Annotated in this window: 22 protein-coding genes and 1 tRNA gene; 11 read left to right on the top strand and 12 right to left on the bottom strand. The window is 68.6% G+C overall.

What is annotated here, in order from left to right:
• Positions 1 to 17 precede the first annotated feature (17 nt).
• Positions 18 to 854: a hypothetical protein gene (locus ASD13_RS09515; RefSeq protein ID WP_055868616.1), complete on the bottom strand. Its 837-nt coding sequence runs from the start codon at positions 852 to 854 to the stop codon at positions 18 to 20.
• A gap of 10 nt (positions 855 to 864) precedes the next feature.
• On the opposite strand from ASD13_RS09515, the gene ASD13_RS09510 reads away from it, so the two are divergent.
• The 3 genes from ASD13_RS09510 to ASD13_RS09500 all read left to right on the top strand — a co-directional run bounded on the left by ASD13_RS09510 (position 865) and on the right by ASD13_RS09500 (position 3832).
• On the top strand, positions 865 to 2220 hold the full coding sequence (locus ASD13_RS09510; protein WP_235562513.1) for an MFS transporter: 1356 nt from the start codon (positions 865 to 867) through the stop codon (positions 2218 to 2220).
• 9 nt (positions 2221 to 2229) lie between these two features.
• On the top strand, positions 2230 to 2730 hold the full coding sequence (locus ASD13_RS09505) for a hypothetical protein (RefSeq protein ID WP_055868615.1): 501 nt from the start codon (positions 2230 to 2232) through the stop codon (positions 2728 to 2730).
• 88 nt (positions 2731 to 2818) lie between these two features.
• Positions 2819 to 3832 carry a DNA topoisomerase IB gene (locus ASD13_RS09500; protein ID WP_055868612.1) on the top strand — a complete coding sequence of 338 codons (1014 nt, stop codon included), beginning with the start codon at positions 2819 to 2821 and terminating at the stop codon, positions 3830 to 3832.
• Here ASD13_RS09500 and ASD13_RS09495 read toward each other — a convergent pair.
• Both ASD13_RS09495 and ASD13_RS09490 read right to left on the bottom strand, forming a co-directional pair.
• Complete coding sequence (locus ASD13_RS09495) at positions 3798 to 4805, bottom strand: hypothetical protein (protein ID WP_055868610.1); 1008 nt, start codon at positions 4803 to 4805, stop codon at positions 3798 to 3800. The two genes, ASD13_RS09500 and ASD13_RS09495, sit on opposite strands and share 35 nt — an antisense overlap.
• A gap of 2 nt (positions 4806 to 4807) precedes the next feature.
• Positions 4808 to 5305: a hypothetical protein gene (locus ASD13_RS09490; protein ID WP_055868608.1), complete on the bottom strand. Its 498-nt coding sequence runs from the start codon at positions 5303 to 5305 to the stop codon at positions 4808 to 4810.
• 143 nt (positions 5306 to 5448) lie between these two features.
• On the opposite strand from ASD13_RS09490, the gene ASD13_RS09485 reads away from it, so the two are divergent.
• Together ASD13_RS09485 and pepN are read left to right on the top strand one after the other, a co-directional pair.
• A complete protein-coding gene (locus ASD13_RS09485; protein WP_055868606.1) occupies positions 5449 to 7905 on the top strand; it encodes a tetratricopeptide repeat protein in 2457 nt (818 codons plus the stop codon).
• Between the two features lie 50 nt (positions 7906 to 7955).
• Complete coding sequence (gene pepN, locus ASD13_RS09480) at positions 7956 to 10439, top strand: aminopeptidase N (RefSeq protein WP_055868605.1); 2484 nt, start codon at positions 7956 to 7958, stop codon at positions 10437 to 10439.
• A gap of 99 nt (positions 10440 to 10538) precedes the next feature.
• Here pepN and ASD13_RS09475 read toward each other — a convergent pair whose 3' ends face one another.
• Entirely contained in the window at positions 10539 to 11432 is an 894-nt protein-coding gene (locus ASD13_RS09475; protein WP_055868602.1) for an aminoglycoside phosphotransferase family protein, read from the bottom strand.
• A gap of 2 nt (positions 11433 to 11434) precedes the next feature.
• Positions 11435 to 12073, bottom strand: coding sequence for an MBL fold metallo-hydrolase (locus ASD13_RS09470; RefSeq protein WP_055868600.1), 639 nt, complete (start codon positions 12071 to 12073; stop codon positions 11435 to 11437).
• A 162-nt stretch (positions 12074 to 12235) separates the two neighbouring features.
• Here ASD13_RS09470 and ASD13_RS09465 point away from each other — a divergent pair.
• A tRNA-Glu gene (locus ASD13_RS09465) sits at positions 12236 to 12308 on the top strand.
• A 50-nt stretch (positions 12309 to 12358) separates the two neighbouring features.
• Here ASD13_RS09465 and ASD13_RS09460 read toward each other — a convergent pair.
• From ASD13_RS09460 to ASD13_RS09445, 4 genes are all read right to left on the bottom strand, one after another.
• Complete coding sequence (locus tag ASD13_RS09460) at positions 12359 to 13600, bottom strand: MFS transporter (RefSeq protein ID WP_055868598.1); 1242 nt, start codon at positions 13598 to 13600, stop codon at positions 12359 to 12361.
• Complete coding sequence (locus tag ASD13_RS09455) at positions 13600 to 14148, bottom strand: helix-turn-helix domain-containing protein (RefSeq protein WP_055868595.1); 549 nt, start codon at positions 14146 to 14148, stop codon at positions 13600 to 13602. The genes ASD13_RS09460 and ASD13_RS09455 overlap by 1 nt, the downstream gene beginning before the upstream one ends.
• A gap of 116 nt (positions 14149 to 14264) precedes the next feature.
• Positions 14265 to 15404 (bottom strand): DUF4349 domain-containing protein, encoded by a 1140-nt coding sequence (locus ASD13_RS09450; protein ID WP_055868593.1) that lies wholly within the window; start codon positions 15402 to 15404, stop codon positions 14265 to 14267.
• Positions 15401 to 15961 (bottom strand): RNA polymerase sigma factor, encoded by a 561-nt coding sequence (locus ASD13_RS09445; protein ID WP_055868591.1) that lies wholly within the window; start codon positions 15959 to 15961, stop codon positions 15401 to 15403. Before ASD13_RS09445 ends, ASD13_RS09450 begins: the two co-directional genes overlap by 4 nt.
• A gap of 287 nt (positions 15962 to 16248) precedes the next feature.
• Here ASD13_RS09445 and ASD13_RS09440 point away from each other — a divergent pair, with 287 nt between their 5' ends.
• The gene (locus ASD13_RS09440; RefSeq protein ID WP_017830772.1) at positions 16249 to 17253 is read left to right on the top strand and encodes a TerC/Alx family metal homeostasis membrane protein; all 1005 of its coding nucleotides are present in this window, start codon (positions 16249 to 16251) and stop codon (positions 17251 to 17253) included.
• A gap of 12 nt (positions 17254 to 17265) precedes the next feature.
• On the top strand, positions 17266 to 17616 hold the full coding sequence (locus tag ASD13_RS09435; protein ID WP_055868589.1) for a DUF2834 domain-containing protein: 351 nt from the start codon (positions 17266 to 17268) through the stop codon (positions 17614 to 17616).
• Here the strand turns inward: ASD13_RS09435 and ASD13_RS09430 are convergent.
• Positions 17579 to 18175 carry an LON peptidase substrate-binding domain-containing protein gene (locus tag ASD13_RS09430; RefSeq protein ID WP_055868587.1) on the bottom strand — a complete coding sequence of 199 codons (597 nt, stop codon included), beginning with the start codon at positions 18173 to 18175 and terminating at the stop codon, positions 17579 to 17581. The genes ASD13_RS09435 and ASD13_RS09430 overlap by 38 nt on opposite strands.
• A 36-nt stretch (positions 18176 to 18211) precedes the next feature.
• On the opposite strand from ASD13_RS09430, the gene ASD13_RS09425 reads away from it, so the two are divergent.
• Positions 18212 to 18709 (top strand): DUF427 domain-containing protein, encoded by a 498-nt coding sequence (locus ASD13_RS09425; RefSeq protein WP_055868586.1) that lies wholly within the window; start codon positions 18212 to 18214, stop codon positions 18707 to 18709.
• Positions 18710 to 18728: 19 nt separating this feature from the next.
• Here ASD13_RS09425 and ASD13_RS09420 read toward each other — a convergent pair whose 3' ends face one another.
• The gene (locus ASD13_RS09420) at positions 18729 to 20042 is read right to left on the bottom strand and encodes an LLM class flavin-dependent oxidoreductase (protein WP_055868584.1); all 1314 of its coding nucleotides are present in this window, start codon (positions 20040 to 20042) and stop codon (positions 18729 to 18731) included.
• Positions 20039 to 21334: an O-acetylhomoserine aminocarboxypropyltransferase/cysteine synthase family protein gene (locus ASD13_RS09415; RefSeq protein ID WP_055868582.1), complete on the bottom strand. Its 1296-nt coding sequence runs from the start codon at positions 21332 to 21334 to the stop codon at positions 20039 to 20041. The genes ASD13_RS09420 and ASD13_RS09415 overlap by 4 nt, the downstream gene beginning before the upstream one ends.
• A gap of 190 nt (positions 21335 to 21524) precedes the next feature.
• On the opposite strand from ASD13_RS09415, the gene leuC reads away from it, so the two are divergent.
• Positions 21525 to 22970, top strand: coding sequence for a 3-isopropylmalate dehydratase large subunit (gene leuC, locus ASD13_RS09410; RefSeq protein ID WP_055868580.1), 1446 nt, complete (start codon positions 21525 to 21527; stop codon positions 22968 to 22970).
• A 3-nt stretch (positions 22971 to 22973) separates the two neighbouring features.
• Positions 22974 to 23570 carry a 3-isopropylmalate dehydratase small subunit gene (gene leuD, locus ASD13_RS09405; protein WP_055868578.1) on the top strand — a complete coding sequence of 199 codons (597 nt, stop codon included), beginning with the start codon at positions 22974 to 22976 and terminating at the stop codon, positions 23568 to 23570.
• Positions 23571 to 23628 lie beyond the last annotated feature (58 nt).

Below are 23628 nucleotides of genomic sequence, written 5' to 3'. Positions count from 1 at the left end.
GGTCGTCCTCCGCGCCGCTACTCGCACTCCCCGAGGAAGCCGAGGTAGCAGACAGCCTCGTGGGTGACCGCCGCTTCATAGTCGTTGTTGGACACCTGCCGCGTCGCGGTCTCGGGCGTGCGGGTGAGGTGGCCGAAATCGCCGAGCGAGGCGACGACCGAACCCTCCGAATCCTCCGCGCGCATGCGGTCGATCTCGGCGCGGTGCTGTCCGCAGAGGGTCACGGCCGCAGGAACGAGTTCTACGCCGGCGCAGGCTCCGGCGTAGTTGACCTCCATCGCATCGATGCAGTCCGTCCAGTCCTGGTCGACAGCGCACGGGCTCACTCCGTCGTCCGACACGAGGTACAGGCCGGTCTCGTACTCCTCGCTGTGGAACGTCTCCGGCTTCTCCGGCGAATCGACCTTCGTCCAGTGACGAGCGGTCGTGAAGGCCACCACCACGATGATGACCGCGATCAGCAGCAGTGCACCGACGATCGAAAGCGCCACCCAGAGGCCGACCCGGCTCTTCTTCTGCGGCTCGCCGGGGGTCGGAGGAACGGCGTGGCCGGCGTATTCCGCCGGGCCTCCGCCGTAGGCCGGGGGAGCGGATGCGAACGCGGCCGCCCGCGCGAAGTCATGCCCGCCGAGGGGAATCGTCTCGGCGGTCGGCGAGGCGTCCGGCGTCGAGGAGGCGTCGACGGCAGGCGCCGTCTGCGGGTTCGTGGACAGCCAGTACTCGTACCAGCTCCGGCTGGCCTGCGGGTCGGTGGCGACCTGCTGCGCCTGGGCATCCGTGAGCTGGATGCCCAGTCCCTGCCGGGAGACGGCGTCCAGCAGGGAGGAACGGAATTCTTCGAGAGACAGCGCCATGCTCGTGATGATGGCAGATACCGGGTCGTCCGACAATCCGCTCCCGAACGGCGATGTCGCAGGCATCGGGAAGAATGTCGAGGTGATCGGTATGAGGAGCTTCTGGAACGCGCTGCCCACCGAGGGGCGCTGGTTGCTGTCGACCGTGGCCGTTCAGACGCTCGGGCGCGGCATGACACTGCCGTTCACGATCATCTACTTCCACGAGGTGCGCGGTTTCGACCTCGGCATCTCGGGGGCGCTGATGAGTCTCATCGCGATCACGGGTCTGGTCGTGACCGGTCCGGGGGGAACCCTGATCGACCGCTTCGGCGCACGGCGGGTGCTGATCGTGGGGCTGCTGTCCATGATCGCCGGATGCACGCTTCTCGCCTACGCCACGCACCCGGCGGTCGCCGCGGTCGCCGTCATGCTCATCGGCGTGAACTTCGGTGTGTCCTGGCCGGGGTTCAATGCACTCATCGCCACCGTGGTCGAGGGGGAGGTGCGCCAGCAGTACTTCGGCGTCAACTTCGCACTGGTGAACCTCGGGATCGGCGTCGGAGGAGTGATCGGCGGCTTCTTCGTCGATGTCACCGATCCCGCCACCTTCACGACGATCTTCCTCGTCGACGCCGCGAGCGGCCTGATCCCGCTCGCTCTGATTCTCGGGCCGCTCCGCCACGTGCGCACGCAGCATGAGGCAGCGGTCGACGCCCCGCCCGTCGGGGGATACCGGGAGATCCTGCGTCGCCCCGCCGTGCTGTGGCTGACCCTTCTCACGTTCCTGTCGGTCTTCATCGGATACGGGCAGATGGAGGCCGGCTTCCCGGCTTTCGCGCGACAGGTCTCCGAGGTCTCCACCCAGGTCGTAGGCATCTCTTTCGCCGTGAACACCGCGGTCATCGTGCTGCTGCAGTTCGCCGTCCTGAAACTGATCACCGGCAAGAGGCGCACCAGGGTCATGCAGGTGATGGCGCTCATCTGGGCGCTGTCGTGGGTGCTGCTCGGCGCGACCGGATTCCTGCCGGGCACTCTGGTCGCGGCCATCGGGGTGATCGCCTACATGGGCGTCTTCGCGTTCGGGGAGACGATGCTGCAGCCCACCGTCCCCGCGATCTACAACGACCTGGCCTCCGACCGTACGCGCGGTCGCTACAACGCCATCAACTCCGCGGCGTTCCAGGGCGGTGCCATCATGGGGCCGCTCGTCGCCGGCGTCCTGCTCGGCGGCGGGCTGGAGGGCTGGTTCATCGGCCTGATGATCGCGGGGAGCCTCGCTGTCGGGCTGCTGGCACTGGTGCTCGAGCGCGCGGTCGACCCGGCGGCCAACGGAGTGGTCGACATCCATCGAATGGAGGAGCCCGACGAGGTCCGCACGCAATAGGCTCCGATCATGGCTCTGGAGTCTCTTTTCCTCCGACTGGATCGGATCGCCGGCGGGCGGCAGGCGGGCGTCGCCATCAGCGAGGCCGACCGCACGCACCCCAAGACCGTGCGTGCGTTCACCTGGATCATCTGGCTCCTGGTCGTCGAGCTGATCATCGGGGTCGGCGCCGTCGCCGTCGCACTCGCGTTGGCAGTCGACGGCGCGTCGGTCTCGTTCGCCGTCTGGATGCGCACGCTCGTCGTGCTGGCGATGACCGCGACCCTGTTCTACTTCGCGTGGCGGGCGCAGCGCGGATGGCGGTGGGCGTATCAGCGTCTGCGCCTGTTCGCGCAGATCTTCCCGGTGATCACGCTCGTGATGGCAGCGATCCCCGGGCTCTACCCACTCTGGATGGTGTCGGAGCAGATCGTGTTCAGCCTGATCATGATCGGTATCGCCGACTTCCTGACGAGCGATCACATGCGCAGCACCTTCGCGGCGCCCCGCGCCGAGCCCGACGGGGAATAGCACGACGGCACCCCGCCACGCCACTCCCTTCCGCTGGTAGACACGGCCGGGCATCCTCGATCGCAGACAGTCGAGGAGGGGAAACACGATGGCAAGACTCATCCGGGTGGTACCGGGGCAGGATCCGGGCTTCCGGCGCGTGCGATCGGGGTCGGGGTTCCGCTACGTCGATCCGGCAGGGGACACGGCGCCCGAGGCCGATCGTGAGCGTATCCACGATCTCGTGATCCCTCCCGCCTGGCAGGACGTGTGGATCGCGGCCGACCCGCTGGCGCACATCCAAGCTGTGGGGGTCGACGGTGCCGGGCGCAAGCAGTACCTGTATCACCCGCTGTGGCGTGTGACGCGGGACCGCCGGAAGTTCGTACGTGCGCTCGATCTCGCGGCCGCCCTTCCTCGTGCCAGAGCCCAGGTCACGAGGGCGCTCGCGCAGGAGGGGCAGACGAGGGAGCGCGCTCTCGCCATCGCGTTCCGTCTTCTCGACGATGCGGCCCTGCGCATCGGGTCGGAGCGATATCTGGTTCGGCACGGCAGCCGTGGTCTCACGACGCTTCGACGGCGTGATGTGCGCGTGGCGGGCAGCGAGGTCGCCCTGTCGTTCCCGGCCAAGAGCGGTCGCACGGCATCGATCGAGATCACCGACGAGTCACTCGCCGACGCGCTCAAGGACTTCGCGGCCGGGAAGTCGGGGGCCTTCCTGCTCGCGTACCGCCGGGGGCGCCGTCGCATGCGGATCACACCCGCCGAGGTCAACGCCTACTTGCGGGAGGTCACGGGAGCGTCCTTCACCGCGAAGGACTTCCGCACGCTTCACGGGACGATCATCGCCGCGGATGCCCTCGCGCGGATCGGTGAGCTCGACAGTCGCAACCACCGGAGCCAGGCCGAGCGCCTCGCCGTGCAGGCGGCGGCGACGGCGCTCGGCAACACCACCGCCGTCGCGCGCGGCAGCTACATCGATCCCCGGGTGTTCAGCCAGTACGCCCGAGGGCGGACGCTCGATCTCTCGGTGACGCCCGAGACGGCCATCCGTCGTCTCCTCGGCGGCCCGGAGATATCCCGGAAGGTCAACCGGCGAGCAGGAGCCAGACGACGGCGATGAGCATCGGGACGAGAGGCGTCGCCACGGCAGCCAGGACCGGCCACCACCGCACGCGTGTGTCGACCCGGCGCGCCCTGGCGGCGAGCGCGTCGCCGTCGCGGCGGTAGGCCTCCGGATCGAGGGGAGCGGCGGCTTCGTCGCGATAGAGCAGGGTGCGACGTCCGAAGCGGTCATGCAGTGCTGCGATCACGGTGAGGAACCGGTGCAGCTCTGCGTCGTCGGTCAGGTCGACGGCGGGGAAGTACACGTGCAGCGTGCTGTCGACGATCTCCAGGTCGAGGTCGGCGCTCGCATCGAGGAGGATCACCATGAGGTCGGGAGTGAGCACATAGAGCGCATCCGTCTCGTAACCCGTCGGTACCGACACGTCGAAGACGTCGCTGAAATCGCCCTCGAGTCGGAACCGCGATCGGCCGGTCGGGCGTCGTGGGAGCACACTGAGTGCTCCTCCGCCGCGCCGCGACCGGAGCGTGATCCGCGGCGCCTCGGACGGCAGTGGGATCCGCACCGCGCGCACCGTGTGCACGGTCGCCCCTTCGCGGTCGCCGACGACGAAGGTGCGCTCGACGCTGTCGAAGGGGATCTCGGAGCGACGCCCGTCGAGGTGGTCTCGTGCGGTGCGACTCCCGCGATCGATCTGCTCGTCGATGGAGCCGCCCCACACGTGGTCACCGATGTCCGCGCGATACTCCCAGCCGAGCGCCGCGGCGACGGCGGCGAGGGCGGCACGTCGCCGCTGGTGCCGGCGGATGGTGATCGTCGAGGAGGCGACAAGCGCTGCACCGAGGAGAATCGCCCCCACCTGGGCGAGCGCGAGGATCGCGCCCGTCAGGCCGAACCCCACGGGCAGCAGGTAGAACGCCAGTGCTCCGGCGATCCCGAGGGTGGCAAGGGACGCCGCGACGAGGATCAGAGCGCCCCGCGCGCCATCCTCTGCGCGCGGGGCGGTCGCGCCGACCGAGAGCGTCGGCACCGTCAGGGCTTGTACACGATGGCGATGTTCAGCTGATCGCCCTCGCGGGCCCAGGCGAGCCATCGGGGTTCGCCCGTGCTGGTGAGCCGTTGGATCGGGATGACGTAGACGCCCTGCTCGGCGCGGCTCAGTGCGCGGAACTCGGGCTTCTTCGAGATCCAGATGGTGCCGCCACCGTCCCAGGGCTCGAGGCAGGTGTAGACATAGCCGTGCGCGCGCAGGTTGACCCGGTCCGTGAGGGCTTCCGCCTGCTGCTTCAGCTCCGAGATGATCTCCTCGGGGACCTTCCCGTCGAGGGTGAAGGCCGCCACGTCGTACACGTTTCCCTCGCCGTAGTCCCTCGTGGTGAGCAGCGTCAGCTCGGTGACCCCCTTGTCGGAGGCGCGGGTCCACAGCGCGTGCGAGTTCTTCGCGCGCTTGTTCATCAGGAACCCGCCGAAGTTCATTTTCTGGAAGGAGAAGTCGTCGAGCTTCGCCGCGATCTCTGCGCGTGTCGTCATGGGTGTCATGTCCTTGTCCGGGAGGTCGGATGGCCTCTCCGTCGAGTGAGCCTAGGGGTGCGGCGCGTCGGTTCGTCCGACTCCGAACGACCCCGAACGAGCCCCGTCCGCAGACGCGCGACAGCGTGCCATAGGCTCGACTCATGCCCGCCCCGAGCACCCTCGATGAGCTCTGTCTGGGCCTCGGACGGATGCGTGCGGACGCGGGATCGCCGTCGTATGCCGAGATCGCCCGAAGGATCGGCAGCCTGCGCGACGGCGCCGAGCCTCCCAAGGTGACCGTCTACGACTGCTTCCGCCCCGGACGGCGGCGGGTCGACGATCGTCTGGTCGGCGATATCGTGCGTGTGCTCGGCGGTGGGCGCACCGTGGCGGCTCGCTGGCGTGAGACCGCACGCGCCCTCAACGGCCAGAGATCGGGAGTCCACGTCGAGGTGACGCTCGGACCACGAGACGCCACCGGTGCGGATGTCGGACGAGAAGCGCTGCTGGCTGCGGTTCCCGCAGCGGACGTCCTCATCCTCACGGGCCTGCCAGGAGCGGGCAAGACCACTCTCGCCTCTGCACTGGCCGGCTCGTCGCCGGTGCTCACCGTGCACCTGCGGGAGTCGGAGCCCGACCGTCCGCACGCCGACCCGATCGACATCCTGCGGCGCATGCTCGGAGCGCTCGGCGTCCGCTCTCTTCCCTACGAACTGCCTCGTCTGCGGGAGCGGCTGCAGGCGGCAGCCCGCGACATCTCCGTGATCATCGAGGACGCGGGCGATGCCGGCCGCCTCGCGGCGCTGCTGGTTCCCGGTGTGCGCTTCATCGTCACAGCCCGCGTCGACCTGGCCGACCTCGAGCAGCGCCTCCCGTCGTCAGACGTGCATGTGGCGAGGGTCGTCGTCCCGCCGATGTCGAGTGGCGAAGCCCGCCGCCTCCTCGCTCGTCTGCTGCCTGTCGAGGAGGGGACATCCGCGAAGGGCGCAGAGGCAGCCCTGCGTGCGGATGCGCTGCGCCGCATCGTCGCGGTCGGAGGGGGACTCCCGCTCGATCTCGTGATGCTGGCGGGAATCGTCCGCGAACACGAGGGCTGGTCGTTCCAGGACCTCGCATCGAGATTCGAGCACGAACCTCGCGACGCGCGCATCCGTCCGGTCCTGGAGGCGGCGACGCGTTCCCTCTCTCCGGCAGAGGCCGACCTTCTCGCCGATGCCGCGCTGCTGGACAGGGACATCGAGGAGGGCGTGCTCATCGCCGCGGCCGGTCCCTCCGCCGCGCGGGATCTGCGCCGCCTGCACGCCCGTCATCTGGTCGAGCTGCGTGAGGGGCATGTGCGCATGCACGACACGGTCTTCGCCTTCGCGGCAGAACGGTCACGGTCGCTCCGGCCGTCGTCGGTGCGCCGACGGTTCGTGGACAGATCCGCGTCCGAGGTGCTGTCCCGGATCGGGGAGGACCCCGACTTCGCCGCACGTGAAGTCTCGACCGTGCTCGCAGTCGCGACCGCAGCCCGCGAGCACGGCCTCGACTCCGCCGTCGAGCAGGTGGCGATCGCGGCGCATCCCGCGCTCTCGCGCTGGTCGCTCTGGAGCGAATCCCTGCAACTGCACGACTTGGCGGCGCGAGGGGAGGGGCTCGATCTCGTGCCGGACATCGCGCTCGGCGTGGCGCATTGCGCGGAGAAGCTCGGACGCCTCGACGAGGCGCTCATCACGCTGCAGCGGGTGCGCCGCATAGCCGCGGGATCGGCTCTCGCCCGCACCTGGAACCAGATCGGCAACGTCCAACGGTGGATGAGTCACCTCGATGAGGCGCTGGAGTCGTATGAACGCGCGGTCGCACATGCGCGGGATGCGCGGGACCGTGTCGTGGAGGGACGCGCCGCCGGCAACCATGCAGACACCCTGCGCATCCTCGCCCGTTATCCGGAGGCGCTGGAGGAGTACGCCCTCGCCCTGTCGATGGCGCGGGCGGAAGGCGACGATCTCAATGTGGCCGTCGTGCGCGGCAATCGCCCGCTGCTGCTCCTCGCGATCGGGCGGCTCGACGATGCGGAGAGTGAGCTGCACGAACTGCTGGACGCGTCCGGCGGTGAATCCCTGCCTTTCGTCCGACGCACGCTCGCCCTCGTCGCCGAGGCGCGGGGTGACGACAGGCAGGCCAGCGACCTGTCCGCGGTCGCGATGCAGAGCCTGCAGACGGCGAGGGAGTTCGCGACCTCGGCCGATCTCGAGCTTCTCGACGCGCGGATCGCCGGACGAGCCGGAGATGTCGTGAGGGCGAGGACCGCAGCGGAACGGATCCTCCGAGAGGCGGAGCGTGCGGGCTCGCCGCTGATCGCGACGGAGGCGGCGAACTCGCTCGCCGAGATCCTGGTGTCGGCAGCCACGAACGGGGCAGAAGATGCGGATGATCTCCTGCGTGAGGCCGAGCGGCACGCCCAGGAGGCACGGAGCATCGCCGAGGCGACCGGGGATCGTGCAGAAGTGGCTCGCAGCGATGCGATCCTCGCTTCTGTCGCGCAATCGAGAGGCGACCAGCCCACCGTTCTCGTGCGCGCGCAGGCCTCCGCACAGGTCTACGCCGAGATCGGACACCGCCTGCAGACCGCGTGACGTCTCGGTCCACGGCGGTTCGTGCGGCATCCGGATGCCAGGATGGATGCATGGACACCGCCAACCTCACCCGCGAGGAGACCGCAGCGCGATCCGCTGCCGTCACCGTGCACCGCATCCGCGTCGAGCTCGACCTGACCGGAGCGCCGGAGCGCGCTCGCACCGGGTTCCCGACCGTGACGACCCTCGAGTTCTCGTCGACCGTCGACGCGACCTGGCTCGACTTCATCGGCGAAGGTGTCCAGCGAGTCTGCGTGAACGGCGTCGATCAGGAGATCGTCTACGACGGTGCCCGCATCTCGCTCTCGGGCCTGGTGGATTCCAACGTCGTCCGCGTCGAGGCGATCGGCGCATACAGTCGCTCCGGTGAGGGTCTGCACCGGTTCCACGATCCGGTCGACGACGAGACCTACCTCTACACGCAGTACGAACCGGCCGACTCGCGGCGGGTGATGGCCTGCTTCGAACAGCCCGACATGAAGGCCGAGTACACCTTCGTCGTCGACGCCCCCTCCGGATGGGAGGTGCTCTCGAATCAGTCTCCGACGCACACCGATCTCGGTGTCGGCGTGCAGCGCGTGGAGTTCGCACCCACCCTGCCGATCTCGAGCTACATCACGGCCGTGGCTGCGGGACCCTACTCGCGGGTGGACGGCGAGTGGCGTCGCGACGATCAGAGCGTCGCCCTCGGCGTGTTCGTCCGCCGATCACTCGCTGCGCACCTCGAGGCCGAGGAGATCCTCGAGGTCACACGCCAGGGGCTGGACTTCTTCACCGATGCCTTCGCCTATCCGTATCCGTGGGGCAAGTACGACCAGATCTTCGTTCCGGAGTACAACCTCGGTGCGATGGAGAACCCGGGACTGGTGACGTTCACGGAGTCGTATCTCTCCCGTGGGGCGGCGACCGACGCGCAGCGCGCCGCGCGAGCCAACACGATCCTGCATGAGATGGCGCACATGTGGTTCGGCGACCTGGTGACGATGACCTGGTGGGACGACCTGTGGCTCAAGGAATCTTTCGCCGACTACATGGGCGCCCATGCGTCGGCAGTCGCCACGCGCTATCACGATGCGTGGGTCACCTTCGCCGCCAGCCGCAAGGCGTGGGCGTACCAGCAGGACCAGCTGCCGACGACGCACCCCATCGTGGCGGACATCACCGATCTCGAGGCCGCGAAGCTGAATTTCGACGGGATCACCTACGCCAAGGGTGCCGCCGTGCTCAAGCAGCTGGTCGCCTTCGTCGGGGATGAGGCGTTCTTCGAGGGCGCCCGTCTCTACTTCGCCGCCAACGCGTTCGGGAACACGACGCTCGACGACTTCCTGGTGCAGTTGAGCGCCGTCTCGGGGCGGGACATGAGCGATTGGTCGGCGGCCTGGCTCCAGACCTCGGGCATGTCCACGCTGTGGACCGAGACCGAGGCGGACGGGCGGAGCATCCTCGTGCAGACCGACCCTCGCCCGCATCGACTGCGCATCGGGCTGTACGAGCGTGTCGACGGCCGGGTCGTGCGGCGCGAGCAGCGTGAGCTCGACGTGGTCGGCGAACGGACCGAGATCGACCTGCCCGATGCCGATTTGGTGCTGCTCAACGACGACGACCTCACCTATGTGAAGGCTCGTCTCGATGCGCGTTCGCTCGCGACGGTCGAGGAGTCCCTCTCTGCGATCGACGACCCGCTGGCGCGCGCCCTCGTCTGGTCGTCGCTGTGGAACGCCACCCGCGACGGCGAGCTCGCGGCGGCGCGGTACCTCGAGATCGTGCGCACCCATGCGCCCGCGGAGTCCAACATCGGGCTGTTGACGGGCGTCCTCGCGAACGCCAGCTACACGATCCGCCACTTCGTCGCGGAAGCGAGCCGCGACCAGGAGCAGCAGCGCTGGGTCGAGACCGTGTGGAGCACGCTGGAGGCTGCGGACGCCGGGAGCGACGCGCAGCTCTCCTGGGCCCGGGCGTTCGCGACGGCATCCGCCTTCGACGACGGGCATCAGGAACAGGTGCGGGCACTGCTGGACGGGCAGGCACCCGAAGGCCTCGTCATCGATCCCGATCTGCGCTGGCAGCTCCTCACGTCTCTGGTGACCACCGGGCACGCCGATCTTGCGGATGTGGCCGCAGAGCAGCAGCGGGACGACACGGGCGACGGACGTACAGCCGCACGGCGGGCGCGTTCGTCGCGACCGGATGCCACCGTGCGCCGCGAGGCATGGGACTCCGCTTGGAACGACCTTGCGCTCAGCAACGATCACCTCGATGCCGAGATCGGGGGTTTCCGCGCCGGCGGGCGCCGTGATCTCGTCTCCGGCTTCGATGACGAGTACTTCGCGCGGATCGGGCAGGTCTGGGGCGCGCGCAGCATCGAGATCGCGCGACGGCTGGTGGTCGGGCTGTTCCCGGCCGGCGATTCGTTGGAACCGGTCGATGCATGGCTGGCCGCGAACGCCGAGGCGCCGGCCGCTCTCCGGCGGCTCGTGATCGAGCAGCGTGATCACCTCGCGCGTGAGCTGAGGGTCAGGGTCGCGCAGGCCTGAACCTGTGTGCCGTGTGCGGTCCGACGGTCGCCGGCCTCTCGACGATCGCGCCCGACGGGTGTGGTCGCGGGTGAGCGGAGTGCTCACCGGCGCGCGGCGTCAGGTCGTCGGGGCCGTCCGCAGCTGAGCGGATGTCTCGTGCCCGAGCGCGCGCAGATCGGGGCGGTCATCGCTTGAATGGCAGAGGATGATCGCGATCGCGGCCGCCCAGGCGCGTGCCCGCACCCAGGTCTCCTCGTCGTATCGGCGTCCCGTGGCTCGGCGGAACACATGTCGGCCTTCCGCGTCGAAGGCGAGCCATCCTGCGGCGAGGTCGTAGGCCGGGTCGCCGGCTGTGACGTCGCCGAAGTCGATCAGAGCCGACAGCCGATCACCGTCGACGAGGATGTTCCCTGGGTGCAGGTCGCCGTGGATCCAGACGGACTCGGTCGCGGGGGCGGCGTCGAGCCCGGTCTGCCAGATGTCGGCGAGATTCTCGGCGATCGTCGCGGGAAGGTCTGCGAGGCGGGAGCGGATGCTGTCGTCCCGCACCGCCAGCGGCACCCCGCGGACCGGGTTCCGGGGTGCGTCTGCGGGTGCATCCCGGTGGAGGGTGAGCAGGACGGCAGCGAGTTGAGCGGCCCAGACGGTGTTGTCCCGACGGGGGCGACCGAGAGCCTGGCCGCCGGGCAACCACGGCACGATCGACCAGGGCCAGGGGAAGTGCGGGGTCGGCGAACCTGCGAACACCGGTAGGGGCGTGCGGACGTTCGCCGCGGCCAGGTGCATCGCGATCAAGGGGAGCGCACGCTGCTCGTGCCGGATCAGCGGCGCCGCCTGGAGCCTGCGGGGGATGCGCACCGCGAGATCCGCCCCGAGACGCCAGGTGACGTTGTCCCATCCCTCGGCAGACCGCGTCAACGGAAGTGCCGCCAGCTCCGGTGCGACGGTGCGGACGAGTTCGCGGACGTCGCGCTCATCGAGTGCGACCTCCGCGCCGGGGGAGTCCGCCATGCTCAGAGATCGAGGGAGTCGCCGGGCTCCAGCACGAAGAACTCGCCGCCGCCCTGTTCCGTTGCCCACTGCAGCCGCTGCCTGTGCATGTTCTTCCCGATCACCGACAGCGTCATGTCGTGGGTCCCGAAGGAGCGACGAGGGGCGACCGCGAGCACGAAGTCCATCGCCTCGCCGATCTTCAGCCAGGGAGCGCCGAGCGGTGCGGCGAGAGTACCGACCGCGACGCCCTCGGGGACCGCGTAGGAGTCGCCGGGGTAGTAGAGCTCGTCGTTCACGAGCACGGCCACGTTCTCGACGGTCGGGAGGGAGGAGTGGATGACTTCGTGGGTACCCCCGAAGAATCGCAGGGTGAATCCGCCGACGTCGACGGTGTCGCCGGGAGAGACGACGGTGATGTCGTATCCCTCTGCGGCGCGGGCGACCCCGGCGGGGGCGAAGATCGGTGTGCCGGGTGCCGCGCGCAGGAGTCTGTCGAAGTGGTCGGCCGTCCAGTGGTCCGGGTGCTCATGGGTGATCACGATCCCGACCAGATCGGCGAGGTCGTTCAGGGGTGTCGTGAACGACCCGGGGTCGATCAGAAGGGTCTTCTCGTTCGCATCGAGACGGAGGGCGGCATGTTCGAACTTGGTGACGCGCATGGGAAGAGTCAACTCCTTCCGCTCGCGCACGGCAAACGTATTCGGCGTCGGATTCGGTGCGCCACGCCCGGGATTCGGGAGAGGGTGGCGTCGATTTGGCGCAGTGAGAATCGCCGTGGCATACTTGAACGGTTGTCGCGGGACGGAAACGTTCCGCCAGACGGCCCCATCGTATAGCGGCCTAGTACGCTGCCCTCTCACGGCGGTAACGCGGGTTCGAATCCCGCTGGGGTCACACAACAGAGAAAGCCTCCGGTTCGCCGGAGGCTTTCTTGTTTCTCCGCCTCAGTGCCGGGGGTTCAAGGACAGGGTGCGGAACGTCCGGTTCCTCAACGGCAGGATCATCAGGGCCATCATCGCGCCCCCGAAGAGTGCGAACGGCACCCCGACGGTCGTTGCCGATGCGAGGGCGCCGAAGCCGGCCATCGCGAGCGGCATCAGACAGTCGTCGCCGAGGCGCGTGAGCGCGCCCATCCGGCCGAGGTAGGCCGTGTCGACGGTCGCTGAGAAGGTGGCGCTGAGCAGCACCGAGGCGTATCCCGCGGTCGCACCGATCACGAACGCGGCTGCAGCGACGGTCCAGGCCGGACCGAACCCGAGCGCCACGATGCCTGCCCCTTGCACGACCAGCGCCCAGAACCCGGCGCGCGCCTCGTGACGTGGCCGCCACTTCGCCACGGAGACGGCCCCCAGCGCCGCGCCGACACCGAGGAGCGCTTCGAAGAGCCCGACCGCTTGAGCGCCCCACCCCTCGTCGTGAGCACGGAGGGCGAGTCCGAGCCCGATCGCCGGGCCGACCGCCAGATTCAACCCCGACAGTGCGATCACGAGCGTGCGGGTCGTGGGGTTCACGGAGAGATGAGTGAACCCGCGGGCGATGCCGCGCAGCGCGGACTCCTTCTCCGCGCGGGCGAGGCGGAAGCGCGGGCGCAGCCAGATCGCGATGAAGGCGACCACCACGGTGAAGGTCAGGGCGTTCACCGACGCGCTTGCGGCAAGGCCTGCGTGCGCCACGACGAACCCGCCTATCGCTGCACCTCCCATGGTCCCCAGGCGTGACGCCGTCTGGGCCGCAGCTCCGTAGGCCGGAAGATCGGCGGCTCTGACCAGCTGGCGGGCGATCGTGCCGGCTGACGGTTCGTAGAACGCATCGCATACCCCGAACGCGATGGCGGCGAGGAGGAGGACCGCGACCGAGGGTGGTGTCGTGAGCACCCACACGGCCACGGCGACCAGGACACCGACCCGGAGCACGTTGAACGCGAGCATGATGCGGCGGGCGTCCGCACGGTCGGCGATCACCCCTCCGAACAGGAGGATCACCGCGCGGGGCACCGTTCCTGCGGCGACGATCAGCCCGGCGACCGCGGGGGAGGCGACCTGCACGGCCGTCCAGGCGAGGGCGATCGTCCACAGGGCGTCACCGGCATCGGAGAGCGCCTTCACACCGATCCATGCATGCGCGAGGTGGTCCCGGCGGAACGCAGGAGGCGCGGTCACCTCGACGGGCTCGCTGACCGTCGCCATCACGGCTCCGTGGGGAAGGCGTGCGCGAAGACGAAGACGGGGACGCGCTCCTGACCGTCGTCGAGGTCGATGCCCTCCTGCCACTCGCGGATCGTCCCGAGGATCCGCGCGGAGAGGTCGCGCAGCTCGTCGGCCGATGCCCAGGCGGTCGTCTCCGTGTTCGAGCCGTCGTATCCCGCGTACGCGGGGTCTCGGCGACTGCGGTGCCAGCGCTGCAGCCGGTCTATCTGCATCCGGATGCCCTGCCGCTGGGCTTCGCGCGCGAGCAGGGCATCGGCGGGGGAGTCCGCGTAGTCGTCGGTCGACCAGGTCAACCCGCGTCGAGCCACCTTCCACCAGCTGGCGCGTTTGTCACCGGCGGGATCCGGTGCGCGTTCGACGACGCCTGCGCGCTCCAGCATCCGCAGATGATGGCTGATGCTGCCGACCTGACTGTCGAGTGCGCGGGCGATCGCGGTGACCTGTGCCGTGCCGTACAGGAGCAGGTAATCGTAGATGCGTCGGCGCAGCGGGTGATGCACGGCGGTGATCACGGAGATGTCTTCCACGGGAGAAGACGCTAATCCCGCGGTGGTAGACGCACAAGACTTCTTGTATACCTCGGAATATCAACGAGAAGGCTCGCCCGGAAGCATCCGGGCGAGCCTTCTCCTACGGGGCGGCGTCAGTTCTCTTCGACGGATGTCCCGCTTGAGGATCCCGCGGCGTCACGGCGGTTGCGACGCGTCCGGCGCAGGAGCCAGACGAGGAGCACGACCACCCCGGCGAGTGCGAGCCACGGGAGGATGAAGCCGAGGGCGATGACCAGTGCGTTCAGCGACACCACGAGACCGTTCCAGCCGGCCAGCAGGCCGTCGCCGAAGCCGGCCGGGTCGGCGGTCGTCGGTGCGCTCGCCTTCGTCAGCTGCACCTGCAGGGAAGACATCGCGACCTGGTCGTCGAGAGCGGCGAGCTGCTGTTCGTAGGATTCGAGCTGGGCCTGGCGGTCGGTCAGTGCGACCTCGGCCTCGATCAGCTCGGACACGCTTCCCGATTGCGCCATGAGCTGCGTGAGCCGCTCGACCGATGCCTTCGTGGAATCGACGCGGGCGCGCAGATCGATCGCGGCAGACGTCACGTCCTGCTTCGACGTCGACGACGAGAGCACCTCTCCGGTGTCGGCGAGAGCGGCGATCACGTCGGGAAGATCCGCCGACGGCACCCTGATGCCGACCCAGCCGTACGCCGAATCGGCGGTGTCGGTGGCGGGATCGGTGCGGCCGTCGAGCGGGACCGACTTCCCGATCTCCGTGCTCTCGACGTAGCCGCCGTGCTCCTCGGCGAGGGCCGCGATCGCCGTCGCCGCCTCGGGGATGCTCTTCACCTGAACGGTCGCCTGCGCGGTGGCGATGATCTCGCGCCCGCTCTCCGCGTCAGCGGCACCGGGGAGCGTCGCCGCGTTCGCATCGGAGCTCATGGCGCCACCGTCCGACAGCGACTCGGGAGCCACGCCCGTGAGCCGCTCGGGCGATGAGGGCGCGGAGTCGGCGACCGTGCCGCTGGAGAAGCCGATGCCTTCGGCCGTCACGGAGGTTCCCCCGCCTACGGCGCCGAGGATGGGGGGCGTCACGAGCACGCCGACCACGAAGGCCGCGGCGATGCCGCCGCCGGTGAGCCACCGCCGCCGACGAGCACGGGACTTGGCCTCGGCCGGGCGCGCCGGCGCGCGCTCGGAGGCGATCTCGGCGAAGACGGCGTCTTCGATACGGGCGATCGCCTCGTCCGAGAGGGCGGGCAGGTCGCTGCCGCTGGTCTTGTCGTTCATGCGTCTCTCACTTCCGTCACGGCTCCACGCAACTGCGTGCGTACTCGAGAGAGACGGTTCCTGACGACGGCGTGGGTCACCCCGAGCTCTTCCGCAGCCGCCTGATAGGCATAGCCCTCAGACGCGCACAGACGGAAGATCTCACGATCGAGTTCGCTCAACGTGCCCACTTCTCGGGCTATCCGCGCCGCCAGCTCGGCCGTGATGACCTGCTCCTCGACGCTCACCGTGTCCGGCAGCAGGGTCTCGTCCACGGCCTCGGCGGTGTGCGCCTGATCGCGCCGACGCTGACGGAGCCGGTTTGCTGCCTGGAATCGGCAGATCGTGGTCAGCCACGGCAGGATCGACTCGCCCTGGAGCTCGAGGTCGGGGATCTTCCGCCAGGCGACGACGAACGTCTCCTGGGTCACATCCTCGGCGTCGGACGGCGAGGCGAGGATGCCCTGCGCGATCCAGTACACGGGACGCACGTGTGCGCGGTACAGCTCGCGAAAGGCGTTCTCGTCGCCGGCCGCGGCCTGCGCCGCCCATCTCTGATCAGTTGTCTGCAGGGGCATCCTGGTTCCGTTCGGTGTCTCTCACGAGGAGAGTGTCGATCGATGCCCCATCGTCTCAGATCCGGTGCAGGGGATTGCGTGCGGGCCGCAGGGAGTTTCCGACGACATCCGTTCCCACTGATGCCACGGCTCCGGTAGCATTGCCCGGGCGAGAGGGAGTATCCCGAATCCGCGCGTAACGTCATCACGAGCACCGTCATCGCTGCTCCGGGCGCGCGCCGCACCTGTGTGCGGGGGAGAGACTTTCGACTCATTCCCGACCCCTCCGCGAAAGGTGCAGTGCGCCCTTGGAAATCCCCGTCTGGTTCGAGATCACCTCGATGGTCGTCCTCACGATCATCCTGATCGGCGACCTGCTCCTCATCCGGCTGCGGCCGCACATCCCGTCGACGAAGGAGTCCACTCTCTGGGTGGTCTTCTACGTCGGGCTCGCGCTGCTGTTCGCGGTGCTCCTCGGCAATGTCGGAGGTTGGCAGAACGCGGGTGACTTCATCACCGGATGGGCGTTGGAATACAGCCTCTCCATCGACAACCTGTTCGTCTTCGTCCTGATCATGGCCCAGTTCGCCGTGCCGCGGCGGCTGCAGCAGCAGGTGCTCATGGTCGGCATCATCATCGCGCTCATCCTGCGCGGCCTGTTCATCCTCGCCGGTGTCGCGATCGTCGAGAACTTCTCGCCGATCTTCTACATCTTCGGCGCCTTCCTCATCTGGACGGCGATCCGTCAGGCCATGCCGGACGGCGATCACGAGGGCGAGGTGCAGCGCGAGAACTTCATCGTCCGCCTGCTGCGTCGCCGCGTCGACATCAGCGAGACGTACGACGGGTCCAAGATCCGCACCACGGTCGACGGCAAGCGCATGTGGACGCCCATGGTGATCGTCTTCATCACCATCGGTGTCACCGACCTGATCTTCGCGATCGACTCGATCCCCGCGATCTTCGAGATCACCACCAACGGCTTCCTCGTCTTCTCGGCCAACATCTTCGCGCTGATGGGGCTGCGACAGCTCTACTTCCTGCTCGGCGACCTGCTCGACCGTCTGCGCTACCTGCACTACGGCATCGCCGTCATCCTCGGTTTCATCGGCGTCAAGCTGATCCTGCACGCTCTGCACGTCAACGAGCTGCCGTTCATCAACGGCGGCGAGCACGTCGAGTGGGTGCCCGACATCAGCAACATGGTCTCCCTCGGCGTGATCCTCGCCTCGATGACCATCGCGACCGTCGCCAGCCTGATCGCCTCGTCCCGCGAGAAGCGCGCGGCGAGGTCCACGACGACCGTGGAGTGAGATCATGGCGGCATGACCCGCCACTGGACACCCCTCGCCCTCGTCTATCTCGTGCTGGCGGTGGTCGGTCTCATCGGCACCTGGACGTTCAACGTGCTGGCCATCACGCAGATGGTGGACTTCGTCGGCGATCTCGTCGGCAGCGGTCCGGCGGTGTCGTCGATCACGGTCGATCTCCTGATCGTGGCGATCGCGGGGAGCGTGTTCATCATCGTCGAGGCGCGACGGATCGGGATGCGGAGGGGCTGGCTCTATGTCGTGCTGTCCGGAGTGACGGCGTTCGCCTTCACGTTCCCGCTCTTCCTGGCGATGCGCCAGCGCCACCTCACCCGTCTGACCACAGAAGCTCGGCGTCGAGCGTGAGGTCGATGATCTGACGAAGCAACGCCCCCACCGTGGCGGACTGCAGCAGCGCGTATCTGTCGTAGTCGCCGAGGGGAGCGATCGCGGCGAGCTGCCACGCGGCGGCGATCGGATCGTCCGAGAGCTCGGTGTCGGCATCCCACTGCGCCTCGGGCGCGCGGGCGAGTGTCCGTCGCACGATCGCCTCCGCTTGCGTGCGCAGCGGGGTGAGCTCGTCGCTCCAGTCGAGCTCGGGCAGTGGCGTGACCTCGGCGCGGGGATAGGGGTCGTCATCCAGCCACTCATCGACCGTGAAGCGATCGGTGCCGACGGCGACGGCCAGCAGAGCGTCGGCACCCGCGGAGACGCTGACCAACCGCGCCATCGTCCCGATGCGACTGCGCCGATCGCCACCGCCGACCTCATGGCCGCGTTCGATGAGCACGACACCGAACCGCGGGTCCTCCTCATCCAGGAGCCGCCCGATCATCGTGAGGTACCGCGGCTCGAACACGCGAAGCGGAAGCGGGGTGTGCGGGAAGTGCACCGAGCCGAGCGGGAACATCGGGATGGCGGTCATGGCACCAGTCAACACCGAGAGACGTAAAGTGAACAGATGCGCAGACCTCGCCCCCTCACCCCGTCCGCCGGGCAGGAATCCGTCTGGGACTATCCGAGGCCGCCGCGCGTCGAACCGGTCGCCGAACGCATCACGATCCGCCTCGGCGGTGACCTGATCGCCGACACCTGCGATGCCGTGCGCGTGCTGGAGACCAGCCACCCTCCCGTGTACTACCTTCCGATCGCCGACTTCGTCCCCGGTGCGCTGGTGGAGGCCCCCGGCGCCTCGTTCTGCGAGTTCAAGGGCACCGCCCGCTACTTCGATGTGCGCGGTGGAGACACCCTTCGCCCTGGAGCGGCCTGGAACTATCCCCACCCGTCTCCCGGCTTCGAGGCGCTGACCGACCGGGTCGCCGTGTACGCGGCGCCGATGGACGAGTGCACCGTCGGGGACGAGGTCGCGGTCCCGCAACCGGGCGGGTTCTACGGCGGGTGGGTCACGTCTTGGGTCGTCGGTCCCTTCAAGGGCGTTCCCGGCTCCATGGGCTGGTGACGTTCGGCCTGACCGCCGCTCAGAACGCGCGCAGGTTCGCCTGCAGGCCGCCGTCCGCGTGTTCACGACGAAGGATGCCTCGCCGGCGGAGCACCGGCACGAGCTCGTCGAGGGTGCGGTGCAGGGTGACCGGATGGAAGTCCCCCCACAGCAGGACGCCGTCATTGCCCCATTCGCCGAGCTCTTCGATCAGGTCGGCGAACTCCTCGGCCGTTCCGACGAAGCCGGTGCGGTCCGAGATCCGACCCGCACGGGCGAGCGCGCTGAGGTGTGCGCGCAGCGGCGCCTCCTCGCCCCGGTCGCCGATCAGACGCTGGATGCTGCCGCGGGAGACGTGCGCACCGAAGACAGAGAGGTCGAGCGGACGGTCGAGGTCGAGCGACGTGAGATCGGTCTCGAGGTCGCTCGACTGCTTGCGGGCGATCTGCACGAGCGCGGCATCGTCGGGGTGTGCGGACGCGGCCACGATGCGGTCGGCCTCCTCCACCGACGGGGTGATCACGGGCTGGATGGCGAAGAGGATCTTGATGTCCTCCGGACGTCGTCCTCTCTCGGTCGCCGCGTCGTGCACTTTGGCGCGGTAGTCCCGCACGGACTTCTCGTTCAGCGGCGCCAGAGCCAGTTGGACGTCGGAGTTCGCGCCGGCGAAGCCGAGCCCTCGGCCCGAGCCGCCGGGTGAGACGATCGCGGGGTCCCCGTCGGTGAACGGCACGGCGTTGAGCGGGCCGTCGAAGGCGAAGTGCTCACCGCGATGCTCGACCGCACGCAGGCGGGTGCCGTCGGCGTAGACATCCGTCTCCCGATCAGCGAGGAGAGCGCCGTCGTCCCAGCTGCGCCAGAGGGCGCGGATGCCGTCGAGCCATTCCTCGGCGCGGTCGTAGGCCTCGTCGTGCCCGAGCTGCGGGGCCGCGGAGAAGTGCCGTGCGCTGCCGGTGTCGGTGACCACGTTGAGACCCAGACGATGGCCGCTGAGGTGCTGCAGCGTCGCGAACTGCCGGGCGGCCGTGTAGGGGAGGTACGCCGCGGGATTCACCGTCGGCACCACGCCCAGGTGCCTGGTCGCCTGGAACAGATAGGGAGCCAGCAGGAGCGGGTCGTGCTTCGGGCCGCCGAACGCGTGCCGGACGCGCAGATCGATCGTCGAAGGCGATCCCAGGGAGGGCGCATCCTCGATGATGACCAGATCGAAGCCGGCCTGCTCCAGGGTGCGCGCGGCGTCCTGATAGATCTCGGGGCGCGTCCAGTCGTAGTCCCATTCGAGGGACGGATAGCCCCAGCCCTGCGGTCCGAAGCCGCGCGCGAGGAACCAGCCGAAGTGCTGAGGGCGGCTCATGCCACCGTCTCCCGTACGTTCTGGAGCACATGGGACAGATCCGCGATTAGATCGTCGACGTCCTCGATGCCGATCGACAGCCGCAGGGTGCCCGGCCGCACGCCGAGAGCCTCGCGCTCCTCCTCGGTGCGCTGGGCATGACTGGTGGTCCCGGGGTGCAGCACCAGAGAGCGCACATCTCCGATGTGGGTCATGTGGGTGAAGACCCGCACATGCTCCACGAATCGGCGTGCCGCAGGGAGCCCGCCCCGCAGAGTGAAGGTGAAGATCGATCCGGACCCGCCCTCGAGGTAGCGTTTGCCGACCTCGTGGTCGGGGTGCGAGGGGAGCCCGACGTAGTCGACACTCTCGACCTCCTCGTGCCGTTCCAGCCACTGGGCGATCTGCAGGGCGTTGCGAGACTGTCGCTCGACCCGCAGGCCGAGCGTCTCGACGCCCTGTCCGATCAGGAAGGCGTTGAGAGGGGACGGCGATGCGCCGAATCGCGGGGCGACGGATTCGCGGGCGTAGGCGATGCGGGCGCGGCCCCCGTGGCGGGCGAAGACGCTGGGTGCATCCCCCCGGCCGGGGAGGACGAGATGGGGCGCGTTGTGGCCAGCGAGAGCGGCGTCGAAGCGCCCGTCATCGATGATGACGCCGCCGAGCACGGAGCCGTGCCCGGCCAGGAACTTCGACGCGGAATGGACCACGATCGCCGCGCCGTGCTCGAGAGGGCGCAGCAGTGCCGGCGTCGCCAGCGTGTTGTCGACGATCAGTGGGATCGCGTGCTCATCGCCGACGTCGCTGATGGCGCGGACGTCGAGCACATCGTTGCGGGCGTTGGCGAGCGACTCGGCGAACAGCGCGCGGGTGTTCGGGCGGATCGCCGCCCTCCAGGCATCCGCATCGGCGATGTCATCGACGAACGTGGTCTCGATGTCGAGTCGAGCGAGGTTGTCCAGGAACAAGCCCCTGGTGCCTTCGTAGATGTGGGTGGACGACACGATGTGATCGCCCGCGCCGGCGACGGTCAGAAGGGCCGTCGCCACTGCCGCCTGGCCGCTGGCCACGAGCACGGCGTCGGCGCCGGACTCCAGGGCGGCGAGCTGGCGTTCCACGGCGCGCACCGTGGGGTTCCCTGTGCGGGTGTAGCCGAAGCCGGTGCCGGTGCTGAAGTGGTCGGCCGCGTGATCGAAGTCGTCGAACTCGAAACCCGCCGTCAAGTAGATGGGCGTCGCGCGGGAGCTGGCCGTCTCCCGGCTTCTCGCCGCGTGGACCGCTCGGGTGGCGAAGCGGGCGGTGTCGACGGTCATGCGGTGCCTCTCGGTCGTTCGGGTGCTCAACAGAGTGTCATGACGGGTCGGAGCACGTCTCAGCGGTGGTAATCTGACGTCATGCGGACCGTGCTCCTTCTTCTTAGGCGCCGCGACGAGACCTCGATCTGAGCCCCTCCTCGTCGCGGAGTCCATCGTGGGCCGAACCGCCAGCCACAGGAGACACGCAATGACCACCCCCGCAAACGGTGCCGATTCCGCACGCCGCAGGACTCTCGCCGAGAAGGTCTGGGACGACCACCTCGTCGTCAAGGGCGAGAACGGCGAGCCGGACCTCATCTACATCGACCTGCACCTCGTGCACGAGGTCACCAGCCCGCAGGCCTTCGATGGCCTGCGCAGCGAAGGGCGGCCGCTTCGTCGCCTCGACCTCACGATCGCGACGGAGGACCACAACACTCCGACGTGGGACATCGACAAGCCGATCGCCGACCTGACCAGCCGCACGCAGATCGAGACGTTGCGCCGCAATGCCGCCGAGTTCGGGGTGCGTCTGCACTCGCTCGGCGATGCGGAACAGGGCATCGTGCACGTGGTCGGGCCCCAGCTCGGGCTGACCATGCCCGGCATCACCGTGGTCTGCGGCGATTCGCACACCTCGACCCACGGCGCGTTCGGCGCGATGGCGTTCGGTATCGGCACCAGCGAGGTCGAGCACGTCATGGCCACGCAGACCCTGCCGTTGAAGCCGTTCAAGACCATGGCGATCAACGTCGAGGGCACGTTGCGCCCCGGTGTGACGGCGAAGGACATCATCCTCGCGGTGATCGCGAAGATCGGTACCGGCGGGGGACAGGGCTACGTGCTCGAGTTCCGCGGCAGCGCCATCCGTGCGCTCTCCATGGAGGGCCGCATGACGATCTGCAACATGTCGATCGAGGCAGGCGCCCGCGCCGGCATGGTCGCCCCCGACGAGACGACGTTCGCCTACCTCGAGGGTCGCCCGCACGCGCCGAAGGGGCAGGACTGGGAAGACGCCGTCGCCTACTGGCGCACGTTGCCGACCGATGAGGGCGCGACCTTCGACGCCGAGGTGTTCATCGATGCCGACCAGCTCGAGCCGTTCGTGACGTGGGGGACCAACCCCGGTCAGGGCAGCTCCCTCTCGGCCGCCGTGCCCGACCCCGCCGAGATCGACGACCCGAATGAGCGCGCAGCCGCGGAGCGGGCGCTGGAGTACATGGACCTGAAGCCGGGGACACCGCTCAAGGAGGTTCCGGTGGACGCGGTCTTCATGGGCTCGTGCACCAACAGCCGCATCGAGGACCTCCGGGCGTTCGCGTCGATCATCGAGGGCAAGAAGAAGGCCGACGGCGTGCGCGTCATGGTCGTGCCGGGATCGGCGAGGGTGCGGCTGGAAGCCGAGGCTGAGGGCCTGGACAAGGTGATCAAGGACTTCGGGGCGGAATGGCGATTCGCCGGATGCTCGATGTGCCTGGGCATGAACCCGGATCAGCTGGCTCCGGGCGAACGCTGCGCCTCGACCTCCAACCGCAACTTCGAAGGACGCCAGGGCAAGGGAGGGCGCACGCATCTCGTCTCACCTCTGGTCGCCGCAGCGACCGCGATCCGCGGCACCCTGTCCAGCCCGAGCGACCTGACGGAAGGGTTCTGAATCATGGAGAAGTTCACCACTCACACCGGTATCGCCGCTCCGCTGAAGCGTTCGAACGTCGACACCGATCAGATCATCCCTGCGGTGTTCCTCAAGCGCGTCACCAAGACCGGATTCGAGGACGCGCTGTTCCATGCATGGCGCCAGGATCCCGATTTCGTGCTCAACCAGCCAGCGTTCCACGGGGCCTCCGTGCTCCTGGCCGGCTCCGATTTCGGCACCGGTTCGAGCCGCGAACACGCGGTGTGGGCGTTGCGGGACTTCGGCTTCAAAGTCGTGCTGAGCCCGCGCTTCGCCGACATCTTCCGGGGCAATTCGGGCAAGCAGGGGCTGCTCGCCGCGACGATCTCGGAAGAGGATCTCGAGCGGTTCTGGGCCGAGATCGACCGGAATCCCGGGGTCCAGATGACCGTCGACCTCGAGGCGCGCACCGCCTCGATCGGTGACGTCCAGGCCGAGATCGGGATCGACGATTACACTAGATGGCGGCTCCTCGAAGGGCTCGATGACATCGGGCTCACGCTGCGCAACGAAGACAAGATCGCGCAGTTCGAGGCCCGTCGCGAGTCGTGGCGGCCCCGAACCCTTCCCGTTCAGTAGACGGTGGGGGCGGGGGAGCCAGGGGCAACCCGCCCCCGAAATCCGTAAATGAAGTGAG

The sequence above is a fragment of the Microbacterium sp. Root1433D1 genome (assembly GCF_001426835.1).
GTDB lineage: Bacteria > Actinomycetota > Actinomycetes > Actinomycetales > Microbacteriaceae > Microbacterium > Microbacterium maritypicum.
The sequence above is the reverse complement of the archived record's forward strand: the minus strand, read 5'-3'. Positions and strand labels throughout refer to the sequence as shown.